At 64.1% G+C, this 18,542-nt stretch carries 11 protein-coding genes and 6 pseudogenes; 9 read left to right on the forward strand and 8 right to left on the reverse strand.

The features are described 5' to 3' along the window. Positions 1-102 precede the first annotated feature (102 nt). The 3 genes from HYG77_RS36310 to HYG77_RS36320 all read left to right on the forward strand — a co-directional run bounded on the left by HYG77_RS36310 (position 103) and on the right by HYG77_RS36320 (position 4,046). Positions 103-1,287, forward strand: a complete 1,185-nt coding sequence (locus HYG77_RS36310) for an iron-containing alcohol dehydrogenase (RefSeq protein WP_208964449.1) — start codon at positions 103-105, stop codon at positions 1,285-1,287. 519 nt (positions 1,288-1,806) lie between these two features. Further along, complete coding sequence (locus HYG77_RS36315) at positions 1,807-2,448, forward strand: response regulator transcription factor (protein WP_208964450.1); 642 nt, start codon at positions 1,807-1,809, stop codon at positions 2,446-2,448. Between the two features lie 149 nt (positions 2,449-2,597). Then, positions 2,598-4,046: a PepSY domain-containing protein gene (locus HYG77_RS36320; RefSeq protein WP_208964451.1), complete on the forward strand. Its 1,449-nt coding sequence runs from the start codon at positions 2,598-2,600 to the stop codon at positions 4,044-4,046. A gap of 708 nt (positions 4,047-4,754) precedes the next feature. On the opposite strand, the gene HYG77_RS36325 is transcribed toward HYG77_RS36320, so the two are convergent. From HYG77_RS36325 to HYG77_RS36350, 6 genes and pseudogenes are all read right to left on the reverse strand, one after another. After that, positions 4,755-5,093 (reverse strand): transposase, encoded by a 339-nt coding sequence (locus HYG77_RS36325; RefSeq protein ID WP_244461565.1) that lies wholly within the window; start codon positions 5,091-5,093, stop codon positions 4,755-4,757. Positions 5,094-5,187: 94 nt separating this feature from the next. Further along, a pseudogene (locus HYG77_RS36330) lies at positions 5,188-5,589 on the reverse strand (transposase); the annotation flags it as partial. Between the two features lie 55 nt (positions 5,590-5,644). Then, a protein-coding gene (locus HYG77_RS36335) for an IS3 family transposase (RefSeq protein WP_208964443.1) occupies positions 5,645-6,864 on the reverse strand; the annotation gives its coding sequence in 2 pieces (ribosomal slippage) (positions 5,645-6,555 and positions 6,555-6,864; 1,221 coding nt in all). Positions 6,865-6,915: 51 nt separating this feature from the next. Further along, complete coding sequence (locus HYG77_RS36340; RefSeq protein WP_244461566.1) at positions 6,916-8,097, reverse strand: ISL3 family transposase; 1,182 nt, start codon at positions 8,095-8,097, stop codon at positions 6,916-6,918. A gap of 136 nt (positions 8,098-8,233) precedes the next feature. Continuing rightward, positions 8,234-8,899 (reverse strand): annotated as a pseudogene (locus tag HYG77_RS36345) (transposase); the annotation flags it as partial. A 113-nt stretch (positions 8,900-9,012) separates the two neighbouring features. After that, positions 9,013-9,168, reverse strand: a pseudogene (locus HYG77_RS36350) (IS256 family transposase); the annotation flags it as partial. Positions 9,169-10,013: 845 nt separating this feature from the next. Between HYG77_RS36350 and HYG77_RS36355 the strand changes: the two are divergent. The 6 genes and pseudogenes from HYG77_RS36355 to HYG77_RS36370 form a co-directional block, all read left to right on the forward strand. Then, positions 10,014-10,586, forward strand: a pseudogene (locus tag HYG77_RS36355) (reverse transcriptase N-terminal domain-containing protein); the annotation flags it as partial. 146 nt (positions 10,587-10,732) lie between these two features. After that, complete coding sequence (locus HYG77_RS36360; protein WP_208964397.1) at positions 10,733-11,080, forward strand: ribbon-helix-helix protein, CopG family; 348 nt, start codon at positions 10,733-10,735, stop codon at positions 11,078-11,080. A gap of 113 nt (positions 11,081-11,193) precedes the next feature. Next, positions 11,194-12,673: pseudogene (locus tag HYG77_RS36365) on the forward strand (recombinase family protein). A 79-nt stretch (positions 12,674-12,752) separates the two neighbouring features. Continuing rightward, a pseudogene (locus HYG77_RS40310) lies at positions 12,753-13,056 on the forward strand (helix-turn-helix domain-containing protein); the annotation flags it as partial. A gap of 613 nt (positions 13,057-13,669) precedes the next feature. Then, positions 13,670-13,795, forward strand: a complete 126-nt coding sequence (locus HYG77_RS40835; protein WP_280123344.1) for a hypothetical protein — start codon at positions 13,670-13,672, stop codon at positions 13,793-13,795. A gap of 254 nt (positions 13,796-14,049) precedes the next feature. Beyond that, entirely contained in the window at positions 14,050-15,309 is a 1,260-nt protein-coding gene (locus tag HYG77_RS36370; protein WP_208964399.1) for an ISL3 family transposase, read from the forward strand. Between the two features lie 299 nt (positions 15,310-15,608). On the opposite strand, the gene HYG77_RS36375 is transcribed toward HYG77_RS36370, so the two are convergent. Both HYG77_RS36375 and HYG77_RS36380 read right to left on the reverse strand, forming a co-directional pair. Further along, complete coding sequence (locus tag HYG77_RS36375; RefSeq protein ID WP_208964400.1) at positions 15,609-16,148, reverse strand: carboxymuconolactone decarboxylase family protein; 540 nt, start codon at positions 16,146-16,148, stop codon at positions 15,609-15,611. A gap of 3 nt (positions 16,149-16,151) precedes the next feature. Further along, the gene (locus HYG77_RS36380) at positions 16,152-16,739 is read right to left on the reverse strand and encodes a peroxiredoxin (protein WP_208964401.1); all 588 of its coding nucleotides are present in this window, start codon (positions 16,737-16,739) and stop codon (positions 16,152-16,154) included. Positions 16,740-18,542: the final 1,803 nt, after the last annotated feature.

Genomic DNA, 18,542 nt, shown 5'->3' on the forward strand with positions numbered 1-18,542 from the left:
CGGTTTGAGGTGATTACTTTGCTTCATCAAGCGATGGACGATGCTGCCCTCTCCGATGCTGAATCGTCCGCACCCGACCCGGATGATCCGAGTAGTGGGGGGATGAGGGGTAATGCACTCAGCCGCACCATTTCCACGCATCGGCTACTGAAGTTTCATGCACCGGAGATCGTGTTCGGCGAAGACGCGCTGGTAGAAGCGGCGAATGCCGCCCAACGGTCAGGTGGTCAGCGGCCAATGCTTGTCTCCGACGCGGGTCTGATTGACGCCGGATGGTTCTCCGAGTTGCTCGTCTATCTGTCCCGAGCAGGTTTGTCGGCGCAAACCTGGTGTGGGGTGACGCCAAATCCGAAGGATCATGAGATCCAGGAGGGCTATCTGGCCTACGCTCATCACGGGTGCGACGTCCTGATCGCGCTCGGGGGAGGCTCGGTCATCGATGCTGCGAAAGGTATCGCAATCCTCGCAGCCAACGGTGGCAACATCCTGGATTACGAGGGAATCAACAAGGCACAGAACGCCATTCCTCCACTGGTGGCGGTTCCCACTACGTCAGGTTCGGGCGCCGATGTCTCGCAGTTCTGTATCGTGACCGATACGGCACGTAAGACAAAGATCACGATTCTCGGTCGTACCCTAGTACCGGATACCACGATCATCGATCCCCGTCTGCTTGTCACCATGCCTGATTGGCTCAATGCCGCAACTGGATTGGAGGCAATGTCGAACGGTATCGAGGCCTATGTATCCCTAGGGCACAATCCGCTCACAGACCATCATGCTTTGCGTGCTGTGTCGTTGGTGGCCCGTAATCTGGTCCAAACGCTCGAGGAACCCAAGTTCTTGCCCGGTCGGACATTGATGGCTCAGGCGAGCCTGGAGGCCGGACTTTCATTCACGAACGCGATCCTCGGTGCTACGCAGGCAATGATTCACCCAGTGGGGGGCCTGCTCGATCTTCCCTACGGCGTCATCGCCGGTGTTGTGCTTCCACATGTTATTCGTTTCAACGCGGAGACCGACCCGCGGCCGTATGTCGCAATCGCGAGTTGTTTGGGACTGCCCGAGTGTATGGGGCGTCCCAGCGAAGCCGCGGCGGCTGTTGCCGCGTTCGTTGAGAGACTGGCGAGACGAGTTGGATTGCCGAGTCGCCTTCAGGAACTGGGCGTGCGCGAGGAGGACATCGCGGGGTTGGCGTCGTTCGCAGTGAAGGCACCGTGCATGATGACAAACCCGCGGTCGGCAGATGAGCGAGAAATGCAGACCCTGTTTAGGACGGCGTTATGACGGCGAGTCACCCCGGGACAGTATTCGGGCCAACCTCTGGATTGCGATCAGTCTGCTATGGAGTGGGCTGGGGAAGAATTGTGAAAGAATCCGGGCCCCCAGGGGCGGCGAAGCGATTGGATCGGGTCGCGCACACTCGCGACGTACTCTCGTCGGCGTCGATTCGGGCGACGATGGTGGCCCCCGGAACGATGAGTCCACACGGTCGGCGACGCGCCTTGTCTCCGCATCGATGCCCATTCGAACCTCGCCGACCACCGGCACGCCGATGCCTACGCACGAGGCGCTTGTGTTGGACAATTTTGTCAGTCTGCACAGGTGACGTATTCACCAGCCGAGAAACAACCATTGCGAAGGCCGTGACGATCTCGAGGGTGCCGACAATTCGTCACGATACCTCATTCACGAATGCCGCCGTCTCCTCGCAAATCGACCGTCGTATCAAGCTACGGGGAAGAGCCTGACATGTCCGATTTCGCGGATACGCGTGCTGATGAGGAGAGCGGCCCTGTCCGCTCTATGGACCGCGTTGTCCGTCTCGTGCTCGTAGATAATCATGCGATTTTGCGCCAGGGTCTGCGTTCGATCCTGGAAATGGAACCGGGCCTGAAGGTAGTCGGCGAGGCCTCGTCCGAGTCTGAAGCATTAACTGTTGTAAGAGAGGTAGAACCCGATTTGGTGGTGTTCGATCTTAATCTCTCCGCTGGTTCGGAATACGACGGGCTTACGCTGTGCGCCAAATTGTCGACTGAACATGAGGAGATTGGATTGCTCGTGTTAACCACATACCTCGACGACGATTTGGTCGTGCGCGCTATTCACGCGGGAGCTCGGGGATACGTGGTCAAAGACGTCGACACCACTGAACTGATACGAGCAATCCGGGCGGTCTACGCCGGGGAGAGCGCATTCGATCCGCGAAGCGCGGCCGCGGCGGTTCGGTCGATGACCGGCCACTCTGCGGCGCTTGACCTGCTCACCCAACGAGAGTACGAGGTGTTGTGCCTCATGGCGGCCGGATCAACAAATGCCAGAATTGGTGAGCAGCTATATATTTCGACGACCACGGCTAAGTATCACGTCAGCAACATCATGCGTAAGCTCCGTGCGACCGGCCGGGCCGAAGCGGTCTACAACGCTAGTAAGAACGGCCTGATCTAATTTATCCCGATCTACCTCCCGTTCAAAGGGTGCGGTTTGGTTGGCGGTGAGCTCATCCGCCTGCGGTCAGGTCATGAATGGCCCCACAGAATCGAGATACGTCCGTGTCCATTCCAGAATTCGACAGCGGCATCGCCGTCGCTGAGACCATGTCCCCTGCGGACGCGAAGGATTCCCCGCTGCCGCGCGGTTTCCGGCCGCTGATCATGCGGCTGCATTTCTACGCCGGGATCCTGGTCGCCCCGTTCCTGCTGATCGCCACCATTAGCGGCGGCCTCTACGCCATAGCCCCGACGATCGAGCAGTTCGTCTATTCCGACTACCTACATGTCGATTCTGCCGGCCCGGCGTTGCCGGTCGCAGAGCAGATCCGCGCCGCCCGAAAGGAACGCCCCGATCTAACCGTGGCTGCAGTCCGTCCCGCCACCGACCCGGGCGAGACCAGCTGGGTGCTCTTCACCGACCCCAGCCTCGGCGAATCCGAGCGCCTCGCCGTGTTCGTCGACCCCGCCACTGCCCACCCGGTCGGTGAGTTGGTTGTCTACGGCAGTAGCGGAGCGCTGCCAATGCGCACCTGGATCGGCGACCTGCACCGCAACCTGCACTTGGGCGAACCCGGCCGCATGTACAGTGAGCTCGCCGCCTCTTGGCTGTGGGTGATCGCGATCGGTGGCGTCTATCTGTGGGCGGCGAGGTATCGCACCATGCGCGCCCGGGGTACCGCAACAGCCAGGTTGTGGACCCTCGACCGGGTGTCCCAAGACCGTAACCGCACCGTGAGCTGGCACGGCGTGGCCGGGCTCTGGATCGCCGCCGGACTGGTGTTCCTCTCCGCCACCGGTCTCACCTGGTCGACCTACGCCGGCCAGCATGTGAGCGACTTGCGGTCCTCGCTCAGTTGGACGACACCTACGATCATCAAAGCCCTCGGCAACACACCCGCCAGTGCGCCGGCAGGAGACCACGGCGGGCACGAAATGACGCTTGCGGCCGAACGCGCCGTGAATATCATCGCCGCGAATGTCGGGCACATGGACTCCGTCCTCGCCCTGGCGCGGGAGAACGGGATCACCGGCAAGGTCGAAGCGAGCATTCCATCGACCACAGATACCGCATTCACGGTCGCACAGATCCGCCAACCCTGGGTGATGGCCAACAACTCCATAGCCATCGACGGCACCACGGGCACGGTCACCGACACCCTGTGGTTCGCCGATTGGCCGCTGGCGGCGAAATTGTCCGCTTGGGGGATCCAGGCGCACATGGGCATTCTGTTCGGCCTCGCCAATCAGCTCGCTCTGGCCGTGCTGGCGGTTGCGCTGGTATCGGTGATCGTCCGCGGTTACATCCTGTGGTGGCGGCGCCGACCAACGCGAAATCCCTTGCGACCGGTGGGCCGGCCTCCGGCGCGGGGCGCGTGGCGGCACATCCACCCGGGCGCGCCCGTCGCCGTGGTTTCTGGGGCGGTCGTGGTCGGTTGGTTCGTTCCGCTGCTCGGTCTGAGCCTGCTCGCGTTCCTACTCGTCGACGGCGTACTCGGTACTCGTCAGACGCCTATTTTCTCGAGGGTCGTGAGCAGCTTGCGCCGCTTGAAGTAGATGTGATCACACGAGGCGACGACCTCCGGGACTGTCAGGAAGACATTCACACCTCGGCGGTGGAATTACCGTTATCCATGTCGGAGGTGTCGACGGAGAGCGCTGTCGACGGAACGTGAAACACGGTATGGTCTTGCGTTCGAGTATTCGTCGCGAAGCCCACTTGGCAAGAAAACCGGTGGAGATGGGACGACCGGGACGCAAGCGCCGCCTGGGTCTGGAGGACGCGTACTGGGAGATGATGGCCTCGAGTATCGGGACCGACCGTCGGGGCCTGTCCGCGGCTGGGTATCGCGCGCGATATTGTCATCCCTAAAGGGGCGGGGCCTTGTCAAGGACTATTTTGGCTGTTTCGGTCTCCATGCGGGCAACCCTGAGTAAGGGCCAGGGTCAAGACACAGCGCCCGCAGCGTCAGCGTGGACGAATGGTCTTGACGATGGCCCTTACCAGTGCAGACTGGTGAGAACCGAAGGCCCCCAATTCGGCTTCGGTTTCACTCTGTTTGGTTGTGGTGCGGCGTCTCCAGTGTGATGCGTATGGGGTTGGGCAGGGCCGAGCTCCCTCGGCTGCCGGTCATCCCTTCGCCCGGCCGGTGCGGGCATGGAGCGGTGCGCTGGCAACACGCGGGGTCAATCAAAACCGCGACCACGCCGTAGTTTCGGGGGTCAGACAATATAGCGGCCGCGCGCGTGTTGCGTCCGGGGTGCTCACGCCGCCGCCCGCTGCCGAGCCAATGCGCGGATGTGTCCGTCACGCAGCCCGTAGTAGACGAGGGTGAGCAGTTTGCGGGCCGCGGCGACCTTGGCGATGTTTCTGCCGCGGCGGGCCTCGATGCGTTTGCGGTCGACCGAGATCTTCGAGCCGGCCGGCTGCCGCTGGATGGCCTCCACCGCCGCCCAGCGCACCAGTTTGGAACCCTGCTTCGTGATATGCCCGCGGCGAACGACGGTATCGGACTCGCGGTGCTTGGGAGTCAGACCGGCCCACGAACACAGGTGACTGGGGTCGGCGAACCGGTGCACGTCACCGATCTCCGCGACGAACACGGCACCGAGGGTGGGACCGACCCCGGGCAGCGCCTGTCGGCGGACATGAAAAACGGATCTGGCGCACTTTTCGTGAAGGTGTTGGCGGCCTTAGTTATACGTTGTGGATGACACGCTTGCGGAGCAGGTCCAGGTTTGCGCGTCCGTACATCTGACGTTTGAGCATCTTGATGCGGTTGATGTGTCCTTCAACAGGGCCGGAGCTGTAGGGCAACGTCAGCCCTGCGGTGACGGCATCGAGATCGCGACGCAAACCTGCGACGAAGGACCGCAGCGCCCGATCTCCGTTGGCGTCAACGGCGGTCATCCAGGCGCCGAGGTCGCTCCCGCGCCGCTCGATCATGATCTCGGCGAAGCCTTGGACGAGGTCTCGGGTGGCGGCCAGGGCGGGACTGCGTTCCAGCAGCGACTCGAGCCCAGTGCGTTCGTCGTCGCTGAGCCGATCCGGGTGGCGGGTCAGCCAGCCGGTTGCCTGCCGGACCGATGGCGAAGCGGGTCCTGATGGAAGCGGATTCAGAGGGGGGTTCCCCCCGAGATGTGGACACCAATTCCTATGCGGCGGTGGCCAGCGTAGCCGATCGCTGCTCGTACTCGATCGGACAGATCTGACCGAGCGTGGAATGCCTCCTTCGCGTGTTGTAGCGCGTGATCCAGCGGAACACGGCGGCACGCGCCTCACCCGCCCCGTTCCAGCGCTTTCTGCCCTGCAGCGTCTCCCGTTTCAACGACGCGTTCAACGATTCGGCAGCAGCGTTGTCCGCCGACGTTCCGACCGCACCCCGGGACCGGGTCACCCCCAGTTCGCGGCACACATCCGCGAAGTCCTGCGAGACGTATTGGGCGCCGTTGTCGCTGTGAAAAATTGCCCCATCGAGCCCGGCGGCACCGCGTGCGGCGGCCGCCGCACGCAGCGCGTCGGTGACCAGCTCGGTGCGCATGTGTGGGGCGATCGACCACCCCGCCAGCCGTTTCGAGTTCAGGTCCAACACCGTTGCCAGATACAGGAAGTCACCGTCCCCGATGGGCAAATAGGTGATGTCGCCGACGTATTTGGTGTTCGGTGCGCTCGCGGTGAAATCCCGCCGGATCAGGTCCGGAACCGGGGTCGCGGACGGCTCGGGGACCGTGGTGCGGACCGTCTTGCGCAGGTGCACCCCGACGATCCCGTTCTCGCGCATCACCCGTTCCACCCGCTTGTGGTTCACCTCGATCCCGGCATCGCGCAGCTCGGCCGTGATGCGCGGGGCACCGTAGGTGCCATCGAAGTCGTCGTGAATTTCGCGGATCCGCTCGACCAGCTCCTGGTCGGCGCGGGCGCGTTCGGCGCGGGCCGGTGCGGCGGCACGCCACCGGTAATATCCGGACCGGGACACCTCGAGGATCTGGCACAGCCACTTCACCGGAGCGGTGTCGCGGTGGTCGTCAACGAACAGGAAGCGGCTCACCAGTTCGTCTCGCCCGCGAAATATTTCGCTGCCCTGCGCAGGATCTCCCGCTCGGTCTCCAGCTTGCGGACCTGGGCCCTGAGCTGCTTGATCTCGTCCTCCAACACGGACTCGGACGATACCTCGCCCGCCGATGCCGGCCTCCGGGGTCGGTCGGCCGCGGACGGAGTGCCGGTGCGTTTGCGCTCGGTCCGCACCCAGTTGCGTAGGGTCTCGCGACTGACCCCCAGGTCGTTGCCGATGCCCTCGAACGTGTGGCTCGGATCGGACAGGTACAGCGCGACAGCATCGGCCTTGAACTCCGCCGAGTACGCCTTCATCACCATTTGTGACATCACTTCCTCTGGACCCTTCACGGCCCAGTGTTCAGGATGTCCTCACTCAGGGGGCAACCCCCGAGTGCTCCGCATCGGCTGCAGGTAACGGCGGACGGTCTTGTCGCTGCCGCGGTATCCCAACAGGGCGATCTCACGAGTAAGTCGGGCGGCATCGGTGCACCCGGCGTTGAAGCGTTCGTGGAGGTGAGGCTTGAATTCGTCGAGCAGGCTAGCGCGGGATTCCGTCTTGGTCAGCAGCTCCTCGACCTCGGTGGCGCGGGCGAACCGCCGCACTGTCCTGCGGTCGAGTGCGAGCTTCCGCCCGATTGCGGAGATCGACATGCCCTGGGATGCCAGTTGCCGGACAGCGGCGTGCCGTTCGCGGGTTCGGGTGACGAGCCGACCGTCGATCGGCTCGACTTCGGCGTGCACGATCTCATCGATGCCACCCGTGACGACGCCGACCTGATCGGCGTCCTCATCGGGCAGACGCAGGTCGGCGCGGTGACGGGTGACGGTCTTCTCCACCGCCTCGGCCAGGTTGTGCCACAGGTGCCAGCGGTCGGCCACCTGGACGGCGTCGGGAGCACCGATCCGGATGCCTTCGGCATAGGCACCGGCGCGGTCACGGCACACCACCTCGGTGCCGGGATGCTCCTTCAACCAGGCGGCAACGGTGTCCGCAGTGCGGTCGGCGAGCAGGTCGATCGGCTTGCTCGTGACCATGTCCAGCACGAGGGTGCCGTACACGTGACCGCGACGGATCGCGAAGTCATCGATGCCCAGGACGCTGACCTCGCCCACCTTCGGATCGCTCATGGCCCGGACCGCCCGCAACAGGGTGTCCCGCCCGACGGCGACCCCGAGGTGAGTGGCCAACCGGGCCCCGGCCCGCCCGGCCACGGCCAATCCGATCGCTGTGACCATCGCGCCGAGCACGGGCGTGCGTCGTGACCGTGATGTGGTCAGACCCGGTACCTGCTCGGCGAAAGTCTTTGCCGTGCAATCAATGGTGTCGCAGAAGAACCTGCGCACCCGAAGGTCGATCATGACCGGATGCCCACCGATCGCGGTGTCGGCCAGCTGTCGGCGGTACCGGGAATGCACGCGAGCGGACTCGCCATCACAGCGCGGACACCGTCCCCGGTCGCCCTTTGGCTCTGCGGCGATGCGGATCGTAGAACCGACCCGACGAACCCCCGCGACAACGACACCAACCAGATGGGGCAGCAACGCCCGCACGCCCTCGAAATCACACGCCGACGATCCTCACCGACGCAGGTCAGCGCACCGTGGCGACACGCCCAACACCTTCACGAAAAGTGCGCCAGATCCAGGTTTCGTGTCCGCCAGTGGGCGGGAACGAATGTCCGTTGACAAGCGCCTGAATCGCCCGATACCCGGGATGGCCACGCAACTCGGCGGCGATCCGGTCGAAGAATCGTCCCTCGTGCGCGTCGAGGACGTCGATCAGCTCGAGCAACGAAATCACCCGCTGCGCGTACGCGACGCCGAGCGGCACCTGCGTCAGACGCTCACGCCCCTCGACGCCGAACAGGTCCGACACCGGGATCAACACCCCGGCCTTGGCGAGCACCGAGTGCACCTGGGCCTTGAGACCCGACCGCAACGCGACGAGCTTAGCTCGGTAGCGCACCAGTTCCCGCAGTTCCCGCGTCGGTGGCGGGGCGATCCACGCCTCGGGCAACCGGTTCATCCGCAACAGATCCGCCAGGTCCTGGGCGTCGCGAACGTCGTTCTTCACCCGCCTATACCGGAATCCCTTGACACCCAACGGGTGTGCGAGGTGCACCGTGGCACCGGCCGCGTGCAGGGCATCGACCGCCCAGTACCAGCCGTAGGCTGCCTCGAGCACCACCTCCGGATGCTCACCGGCCTGCTCGAGCTGCAAGGCCAGCGAGGTGGGGTCGTTGACGATCCGCGCCACCGCGAGTTGCTCACCGGAATCGGTTTGCCGGACGATCACCGAGCGCTGCCGGTGCAGATCGATCCCGACGAACTGTTTTCCGTCATACTCACTCATAGGGGCCTCCTCCGAACGTGTGTGGATGTGACACCCCCCAGCATTCGCCGGGATCACGAGGAGCGGGGAGGCCCCGCCCCTTCATCGCATCAAAACCTATGGATGAGTGAGTTTCAGGCGACCTCCAATCCGGTGCTTGCGGGCTCGAGCGCCCCGGCGTTCGGGCTGATCTCGGTGGGGCGTTCGAGCAGTCTGCCCTTGTGGAACACCGCGCCGGCACGCACGAGCGCGACCAGATGTGGTGCGTTGACCGCACGCAAGCGAGCCTGGCGGCGTCGAACACTGCACTGCTGAGCATGCATGACGACGAGCGCTCGAGCAATGACCAGGTAGCGTCCGGATAGAATCCTCGGGCAGCACCGTCCGAAGCAATCCAATTCGCTGGGGCGCCAGCAATAGCTGGTGAGCAATGATCAGAACTTGTGGGTGCGACACATGTCGCGCATGTGAGTGAGCTCGTGGATTGGAGGTCGGCAATGCCGGTCACGTAGTTCTCGGTTGGCGTTCGCGACCGATCCCCGCCCTGACGTGCGTCGACGGGTCCTGCCCGTGGGGGTGCGAAGCTCAGGGAAGAAGCCCAAGGGCCCCCGTTCCGTCCGGGGGAGCGACCGGGCGAGGGGAAGGCCGGACGGGCGAATGCGAATGAACCCTTGATTACGCCTCGTTATTTGAAGCCTGGGAAGACGGGTCGAGAACCCGGGTGATAGCACCTGGCCGCTGGCAGTGGCGGCAAGCGGCGATCGGAGGCCACAGGCCGATCGTGCGAACACCGCTGGTCTCGGGGTATAGAGGGGCGCCCTCCCCGGTCGTATCTCGTGTGCGTGGAACGTGGAAACCCCGTCGGGTCCGGCCTTCGGGCCGGTAGGCCGATCGTGAGAGGGGCGGAATCCCTCGGCGGGAACAGGATGCTCAAGAAGCGAATGCCGATGGCCGAAAGGCGACGGGACTTGTGGTCGTGATGCCGCCGCTCCTCCTGGGCGGCGATCATGGGGAACCGGTCGGATACCAGCGGTGGTGGCTGGGCTCGAAAGGGCGCTGACGTGGGCAGGTGAGCCTTTGAAATACCGAGGCCGAGAGCCTCGCGAACCGGAAGGGCAAGTTGGACACCGTTGAGGTGAACGGACCGGAGGGCGTTTTCGATTGGAGCGTCGTGGATTGGCGCGTCCATGAGGAAAACGTAGCGAGGTTGCGGCGCAGGATCTTCAAGGCGACGCGGGAGCAGGACTGGGCCTCGGTCCGGTCGCTGCAGAAACTGATGCTGGGTTCCTGGTCGAACACGTTGGTCAGTGTGCGACAGGTGACTCAGCGCAATACTGGGCGTCGAACGGCCGGGATCGATGGGGAGGTTGCCCTGTCGCCCGAGGCGAGAGCGAACATAGCGGTGCGTGTCCATGACTCGCGGTCGTCGTGGGAGCCCTTGCCGGTTCGGCGCGTGTACGTACCGAAGGCCAACGGAAATCAGCGTCCACTCGGTATCCCCGTGATGATGGATCGCTGTCATCAAGGGCGGGTCCGCAACGCGTTGGAGCCCGAGTGGGAGGCCCGGTTCGAGGCCCGTTCCTACGGGTTTCGCCCGGGCCGCGGCTGTGCCGATGCGATCCAGTCACTCTTCCTCACGCTCAAAGGGCCACGATCCCGACGGGTGTGGATTCTGGACGCCGATTTGTCGGCCGCGTTCGACAAAATCGGCTCTCTTGTCATGAATGTGGATGGGTTGCCGTGTGATACGGGAGGGTGAGGGTGACGGGTCCGCAGGCGAGCAGGATCAACGCGAGAGCATTCTCGGCGGTGTGGAATCCGTACATGTGACATGTTCAGTAGTACGATTATGTCATGTCTGATGGTCGTGCGCGTGCTGGCGCTGCGGTGTACGCCCAACGGGTCAACGCGGCGGCGGAGCTGCTGGAGTCGGGGGTGCCGGTGGCCGAGGCCGCGCCCATCCTGGCGGAGCGGTTCGGCTGCTCGGTGCGGCAGGCGCGGCGGTACGCCGACCGCGCCGCTGAGGGCGGACGGGCCATCGTTCCGGAGGAGACGACGGTGTTCACCGTCAAATTACCTGCGGCGCTGGCGGTTCGGGTGCGCGAGCAGGCTAGGGAGTCGGGGAGCACGATCTCCGCCCTGGTCGCGCAGGCGTTGACCGAGTTCTTGGCGCGGGGCCGCAGAAAGCCTCGGCGCAGGTGAACGACCGGGTGGTCGAGACCACGCGGCCACGGATGTGTCGGTGGCCTACGCCATTCTGGTACCACAGCGACGGGCCCGTATCGAACGGGCCGGTCAGGAAGGACGACCGCCCCATGACGAGCGCGGTGATCTACGCCCGGGTGTCCTCGGCCCGGCAGAAGAAGGACGAGACGATTCGCTCACAGACGGCGGCGCTGCGCGCGCACGCCGAGCAGCTGGGACTTGAGGTCCCCGACGAATGGGTCTTCGAGGACGAGGGGCACTCCGGGGCCACCCTGATCCGCCCGGCCCTGGAACGGCTGCGGGATGTGGTTGCCGGGGTCGGGGTGGATGTGGTGCTGTGCTACTCCCCGGACCGGCTGGCCCGCAAGTTCGCCTACCAGGCCCTGCTGATCGAGGAGTTCACCCGCGCCGGAACCCGGGTGCAGTTCGTCCAGGGCCCGCGCGGCGACTCCCCGGAGGATCAGCTGCTAGTGCAGTTCCAGGGCATGTTCGCCGAATACGAGAAGGCACAGATCCTCGAGCGATACCGCCGCGGCAAGACCCACCGCGCCAAGACCGGGTCGATCAACGTGCTCTCCGGCGCCCCGTTCGGCTACCGCTACGTCCGCAAGAGCGACCACGCCGGCGCCGCCTACGAGATCGTTGAGCACGAAGCGGTGCTGGTCACCGAGCTGTTCCGCCGCTACGCCGACGACGGCGCCTCCATCGCCGAGCTGGCCCGCTGGCTCACCGACCAGGGTGTGCCCACCCGCACCGGCAAGCAACGCTGGGACCGCTCGGTGCTCTGGGGCATGCTGCGCAACCCCGCCTACGCCGGACGCGCGGTGTTCGGCAAGACCATGGTCGTGCACGAATCCCCCGGGCTGAACCGGGTCGCCCGACTGCAGGGACGATCCACACCCCGCGCGTCCAAGACCGTCGACCGGCCCCGCGACGAATGGACCGAGATCGCCGTCCCGGCGATCGTGACCGACGAGACCTTCGACCGGGTCGCCCGGCGCCTCGCCGACTATATGTGGCAGCTCACCTTCGGGTGGGCACGCCGAACGCATCCGAAGAAGCCGAAGAAGTGGATCGCGCGCCGCTACTGGGGCCGGTTCAACAAGTTCAGGAACGATCAGTGGGTGTTCGGCGACCCCGACCGCCCGCTGGAGACCGTCGCGAAAACATCGCGTGTCTGGTCAAATTCGCCTGGACTCCTATCGTCCGACACAGGCTGGTCATGGGCCGGGCGTCTCCCGACGACCCGGAACTGGCCGGCTACTGGGCCGAACGGCGACGCAAGGTCAAACCCGCACTGGACAGCTACAACCTGCGCCTGCTCGCCAAGCAGGACGGCCGGTGCCCGCTGTGCGGCGACCATTTGCTGACCGCCGATCAACCCCACAGTCGCCCTCCGAGTGGGAACGGTGGTGGCTGGGAGTTGTCAAGCGAGCCATCGCCGCCGACTATCTCACCCACCACGGGCGGGCGACCCGGTCGGACGAGACCCACCTTGTACACGCCTCCTGCCATCGCAGCCTCCGGGCTCGGCTGCGCAGGAGCCCAACGGATTCCGCAGTTCCCGCAACGTCCCCGGGGCTTGCTTGAGCCGTATGCCGGGACGACTGGCACGTACGGTTCTGAGGGGGGGACCGCCGCAGCAATGCGGCGGTCCTACCCGACATCCCGGGAGGGCGTACCTTCCCGGAAGATGACCGATGGTGAGGCCAATGCCGCGATCGGACGGGCGTTGTCCGTGTTGCCTGGGTCGGTATCGAACTGGCGGGCATGGTTCGCAGAGGATGGGGTGACCCGGTTGGGTGAAGTCCGTAAGGGCCGTGGCCGCAAGGCGTCGATTCCGCAGGAGAGATCGAGAAATTCTCGATCAGAGGCAGAATTATCGCCCCGAGGGCGAAACGCATTGGAGTTGCCGGACAATGGCCGACGCAGTCGGGGGCTCGGAAGATACCGTGCAGCGCGTATGGTCGTCAGGGGCCTCAAGCCGCATAGCGCGCCGGGTGTTTCACTCGGTGCCCGAGCTGATCTATAGATCAGCTAATTCAGAGATACCCCACTAGCATGATGGATGGGGGGTGACGTGACCCGGTCGTACACCGACGCCTCTATGGGGGACTGTTCTTAGATGGATCTGTCCGTCACCTCGTGGCTGCGCGCACCGACCGGGCAGGCTGATTCAATAGGTGATTGACTCCGGCAGTCTCGTCTATGTGCTGTCTGCCCGCCCGGTTGGCGCGTGTCCACGCCGATTGAGGGAGGGGCATCATCTGTAGGCACCGACCACGAGAGCAAGATCAGCGTCTATGGGGGAATCGACACCCACAAGGGACACCCATCACGTCGCGGTCATCGACGAACACGGACTAGCGCGCATACTGCACCGTGCCGGGATGACCCTTCTCGAGGTCGCCCGGCCCGACCGCCGTGTACGCCGCCTGCACGGCAAGTCCGACCCCCTCGGCGCGTTCCGGGCGGCCGTCACTGCACTGTCCGGGCGCGGGTCGCCTCCCCGAAAGACGGGCTTGTCGAATCGATACGGATCCTTCTCACCAGCGGTTCCTCGGCGCGCAAGGCGCGAGGGTGGCGATGAACCAGATCCATGCTCTGCTGGTGACCGCACCAGAACAGATACGCGCCACCTACCGCAATCTGGGCAGCGCGAACTCGCTGCCGCACTCGCTCAATCACGGCAGCTCGCGAATCCGCCATTAACCCAGGGTCGATGCAAGTGTGGTCTCGGCAAGCGCGGGAACGACAGTCGTGGCGTGCCGCCTCGTCCAAACTGCACGATAGTCAGGAACCTCGCCCGGCGGACGCAGAGGGTGGCGACCCGGGATATTTTTGGCTCTTCTGCCATGAATGTGGATGGCCCTGCATGTGATAAGGGCAGGTGGTGTGGGGGTGGGCGCACGGGCCGCCCGTAGGGTCGAAAGCTCCTACACATCCGTCACCATCGGAGATGACCCGTGCGCGCTTCAACCCTACTCAACAGGCTGCTGTGCCTACCGCAGGCCACCGTCCGCGACGTCGAGATCGCCGACGATCGGGTGCGGGTGGCGGTGCGCCCCCACCGCCGCCGGATGCGGTGCCCGCACTGCGACTATTCAACCCTTCATCGCTACGACACCCGGGAGGTGGACTCGTCGTGGCGGCACCTCGACCTGGGTGGACGCGTCTGTGTGCTCACGATGCGCCGCCGGCGGCTGCGATGCCCCGAGCACGGGGTACTGGTCGAGGCGGTGGACTTCGCCCGACCCGGATCCGGGTTCACTCGCGACTTCGAGGACCTGGCGGTGTGGTTGGCCACCAAGACCGACAAGTCCACCGTGTCGGTGTTCTGCCGGGTCACCTGGCGCACCGTCGGCGCGATCTGCGGCCGGGTCGTCGCCGACAAACTCGACCCCGACCGATTCACGAATCTGGTCGAGATCGGGGTGGACGAGATTTCGTGGCGCCGCCACCACAAGTATCTGACGCTGGTGTCCGACCACGAGACCGGCAAGATCGTTTGGGGCACCGAGGGCAAGCACGCCGCCGCGTTCGGCACCTTCTTCACCGACACCCTGCCCGCGGGGGCCGCGGAGCGGATCGAGGCGGTGTCGATGGACCTCGGACCGGCCTACGTCAAAGCGGTACGCGAGCATGCCCCGCAGGCGACGATCTGTTTCGACCCGTTCCATGTCGTCAAACTCGCCACCGACGCCCTCGACGACGTGCGTCGCCAGGTGTGGCAGCACGCCCGCAGTCTCTCGGACAAGCAGATCGCCAAGACCTATCGAGGCGCGCGGTGGGCGCTCTTGAAGAACCCCGAAAGCCTGTCCGCCAAGCAGGCTTCGACACTGAAAGCGCTCAAACGGCAGGGCGGCGCACTGGTCCGGGCCTACGACCTCAAGGAGGCGTTGCGCGCGGTCTTCGCCGGCGATCTCGACGACGAGGAGGTGATCGCGATGCTCGCCCGATGGTGCGGGTGGGCGCAGCGCTGCCGGATCCCGCAGTTCGTCAAACTCGGACGCACCATCCGAAAGCACCTCGACGGCATCACCGCCGCGGTCGAACGAGGCCTCGCGAACGGACGCCATGAGGGACTGAATAACAAGGTGAGGCTGATTATCCGCCGGGCCTACGGATTCCACACCGCCGAGAATGCTCTCGCGTTGATCCTGCTCGCCTGCGGACCCGTCACCCTCACCCTCCCGTATCACACGGCAACCCATCCACATTCATGACAAGAGAGCCATATTTTTCGAACCGATCAACAAATCACCTTCGAGCTATCCTAGTGCGCTGCCGGACTGCGCGGTGTAGGGACGGTCCTCGATCGGCCGAGCATCGATGATCTGTGAACCGGCATTTCCCGAGAAGCTGTGCCGCTCGCTCTTCCGAATCGGTTCAATGGCGGTGTCGGCCATTGTGTCCATCGAAGCCTTGGGCTCGACCGAGGAATCAACGCACGGTGTGTTCCGCAGTTCCCGGCGACGATGGCAATATCGTCCTCTTCACCGGACAGCTGTTAATACGGGAGGGGTCAGACTGCAACAACGTCAAGTGTGCGGCCGGCCTCGACGGCCTGGGCGACGCCCGCGACGATCGAACCGGCGCGGATCGCTTCGAAGATCACCTCACGGTCGACGCCTTCCTGCCGGAGGGTGTTCTCGTGGGCTTCGAGGCAGTGGTTGCAGCCGTTGATCGCGGAGACCGCGAGCGACCACAGCTCGAAATCGGCCTTGTCGACACCCGGGTTGCCGATGATGTTCATCCGCAGGCCCGCACGGAGATCGTCGTACTTACCGTCAAGGTAGCCCTTGGTGCGGTAGAAGACGTTGTTCATGCCCATGATCGACGCGGCACCCAGAGCTGCGTTGTAGGCCTCGGCCGACAGCGAGTCGGCCGCCTCTTCGGCGATCTCCTTCAAGGTGGTCGCCGACTTGGTGGCAGCTGCGGTGGCGAGGAGGGTGCCCCACAGCTGCTGCTCGTTCAGCACGGTACTGCGCGCGATGGAACTCAGATTGAGCTTGAGGTCCTTGGCGTATTCGGGGAGTGAGTTCTTCAGATTCTCGACAGTCATGACTCAGACGCTCGCAGTCAGCAGTTCGCCGGCGTCGATCGTCGGATCGCCCTTCTTCCAGTCGCAGGCGCACAGCTCGTCGGACTGCAGGGCGTCGAGGACACGAAGGACCTCGTCTACGTTGCGGCCCACGGAACCGGCGGTGACGGAGACGAACTGGACCTCGTTGTTGGGGTCGACGATGAAGGTGGCGCGGTCGGCGACACCGTCGGCGTTGAGAACGCCGGTGGCTTCGACCAGTTCACGCTTGAGGTCCGAAAGGATCGGGAAGGGAAGGGTCTTCAGGTCCTCGTGCTGGGCACGCCACTGGAAGTGGACGAACTCGTTGTCGACGGACGCACCGAGCACCTGCGCGTCGCGGTCGGCGAACTCGTCGTTCAGCTTGCCGAATGCGGCGATCTCGGTGGGGCACACGAACGTGAAGTCCTTGGGCCAGAAGAAGACGATCCGCCACTTGCCGGCGTGGTCGTCGCTGGTGATCGTGGTGAAGTAGTCGTCGGGCTGCTGGGCGTCGACCTTGGAGAGGTCACCGCCGATGACGGCTTTCAGGTTGTACGCGGGGAACTGATCGCCGATGGTGAGCAGAGCCATATTCGTCCTCCTCCTGTGTTGGGTTTGTTCGCACGCGCCACGGCCACGCGGACTGGAGTGAGCGATAACGATGATCCCATGTAACGCGAAACCGATCGGCAATGAGCAATCGCCGCATCGCGAACTTGCCAGACGCCAGTGCCGTCGCGAACTTCGTAGACCTGCGCCTTGATCGGTGTTGAGAGGTAACGCTCAGCGCGACCGAAAACGCTGGGTACGCGCTGACATGTCCAGAGTCGGCATCTCCCCGCTGCCCATAGGCGAACTTACACTAAATATAAGATCTCGCGGAAATGCGGACAATGTCAGATATCAGGTACCGGGATGATTGATGAATGCTCGTCGAGCATGTTCCGAATACGGCAAGCCGTTTCAGTGATTTCTCCCGCAAGCAGTCTGCCTAGATCCGCACGGTTCGCTGCGAATGATTGACTCCATGCGCCCCACCAGGTCCCGAGGCCAGGGGTGGGTTCTCGCACGCTTACTTCCCATTTCGTGTCCCAAAGTGGTTGGGACGGGCGCTTCCGGAGTTTGATGACAAGGTCTGCATGGGAGTAGCAGACATGGATAGTATCGTCAACTGATCGGATTTCAGGTGCCCCGGGAAGGCTCTGCGACTTGACGAGCGAGGCGAGATCAACTGATGTAGCGGCTTTCGCTGACTGTGACATTGTCTATGCTTCTCCACATGCGACCGACAGATGATTTGTGCTTCCTCCGGGGGCGCTCAGGAGTGCCTCCGCCGCGCTGAGTTACTGCACCTCAGCTGTTGTCACCACGATACGTAGAATGCTGGCAGAGCGGACTGGCGTTCCGGGTAGTTCTCAACCTGCCCAATCGGACAATCTGGTCCACGAATGGGCTGATTTCGGGCTACACCAGGTTTCAGACTCCAGACGCGCCAGCGTCCCACTTTCCAGGTGCTTCTCAGAGCCGGTAGAGCGCGCACATAGTCAACCCAACTCCCGATCGTTGGTTTGCCCGTTGGGCGAAGAGTCCAATCTGCACGCTTCAGCGGGTGGGCGGCACTGACGACCCCCCGCGGCCTCGCATTCCCGCAAAAACGATTCGAAAAGTCAGTTCCGCCACATACGATAACTCCATCCTCGCGACGCTCAAGTCCCGCGAGGTCGTGTGCAAACCGTCATCGTGCGACTCCTCATATGGTTGATGCGGTCAGTGCCGCTTGAGTTCACCTTTGCGTAGATTCGGTAGCCAGTGTCGTCGGCGGGCGCCGCGGGACCTGGCGAGCACTTCGAGGCCGAGGTAGCGGCGGGCTTAATCCACTCGTCGCGCTATCGGCGACGACCGCGCCGACCAGCTGAGGCGCTCCCAGTCCTGGCTGTTAGTCCGCGTTGCCTCGGAACGTTCACGGAAGCCGGCCCCCGCAGCGGTGTTGGCTTCGACGCCCATCATCAGCGCATCGAGTGAGCTCGGTCAAAACTGGTGTGCAGTGCGACATCGTGGCAGTGCGCATCGCGTGCTCTGACGCTCGAGTGGAGTTGGTAGCTCTATCGAGGGACGCTTCTACGTTTGTCAATGAGCACAGTGCGTCAGAGTGCAGAAAGCTCGCGCGCGTTGCAACGCTTGAATGAGCGTCGGATTTCGGTCGGACTTGCCCCGTGCGCGTCCCGCGGCGATGTAAGCGTGGGTGTGCGTATCCGCCAACGCGTGACCACGACGTCCCGGCCGGTCCCTGACGGTCACCGCCACCGCCCCGACGGTGCCGGGGGGGGGGCGTTCGCTGCTAACCGGCAGGGGCTTAGGCCGGCGGGGATCGCAGTCGGCTGCAGAGCAGAATGA

It is taken from the genome of Rhodococcus sp. ZPP (genome assembly GCF_017656075.1).
GTDB classification, from domain to species: Bacteria; Actinomycetota; Actinomycetes; order Mycobacteriales; family Mycobacteriaceae; genus Rhodococcus_F; species Rhodococcus_F oxybenzonivorans.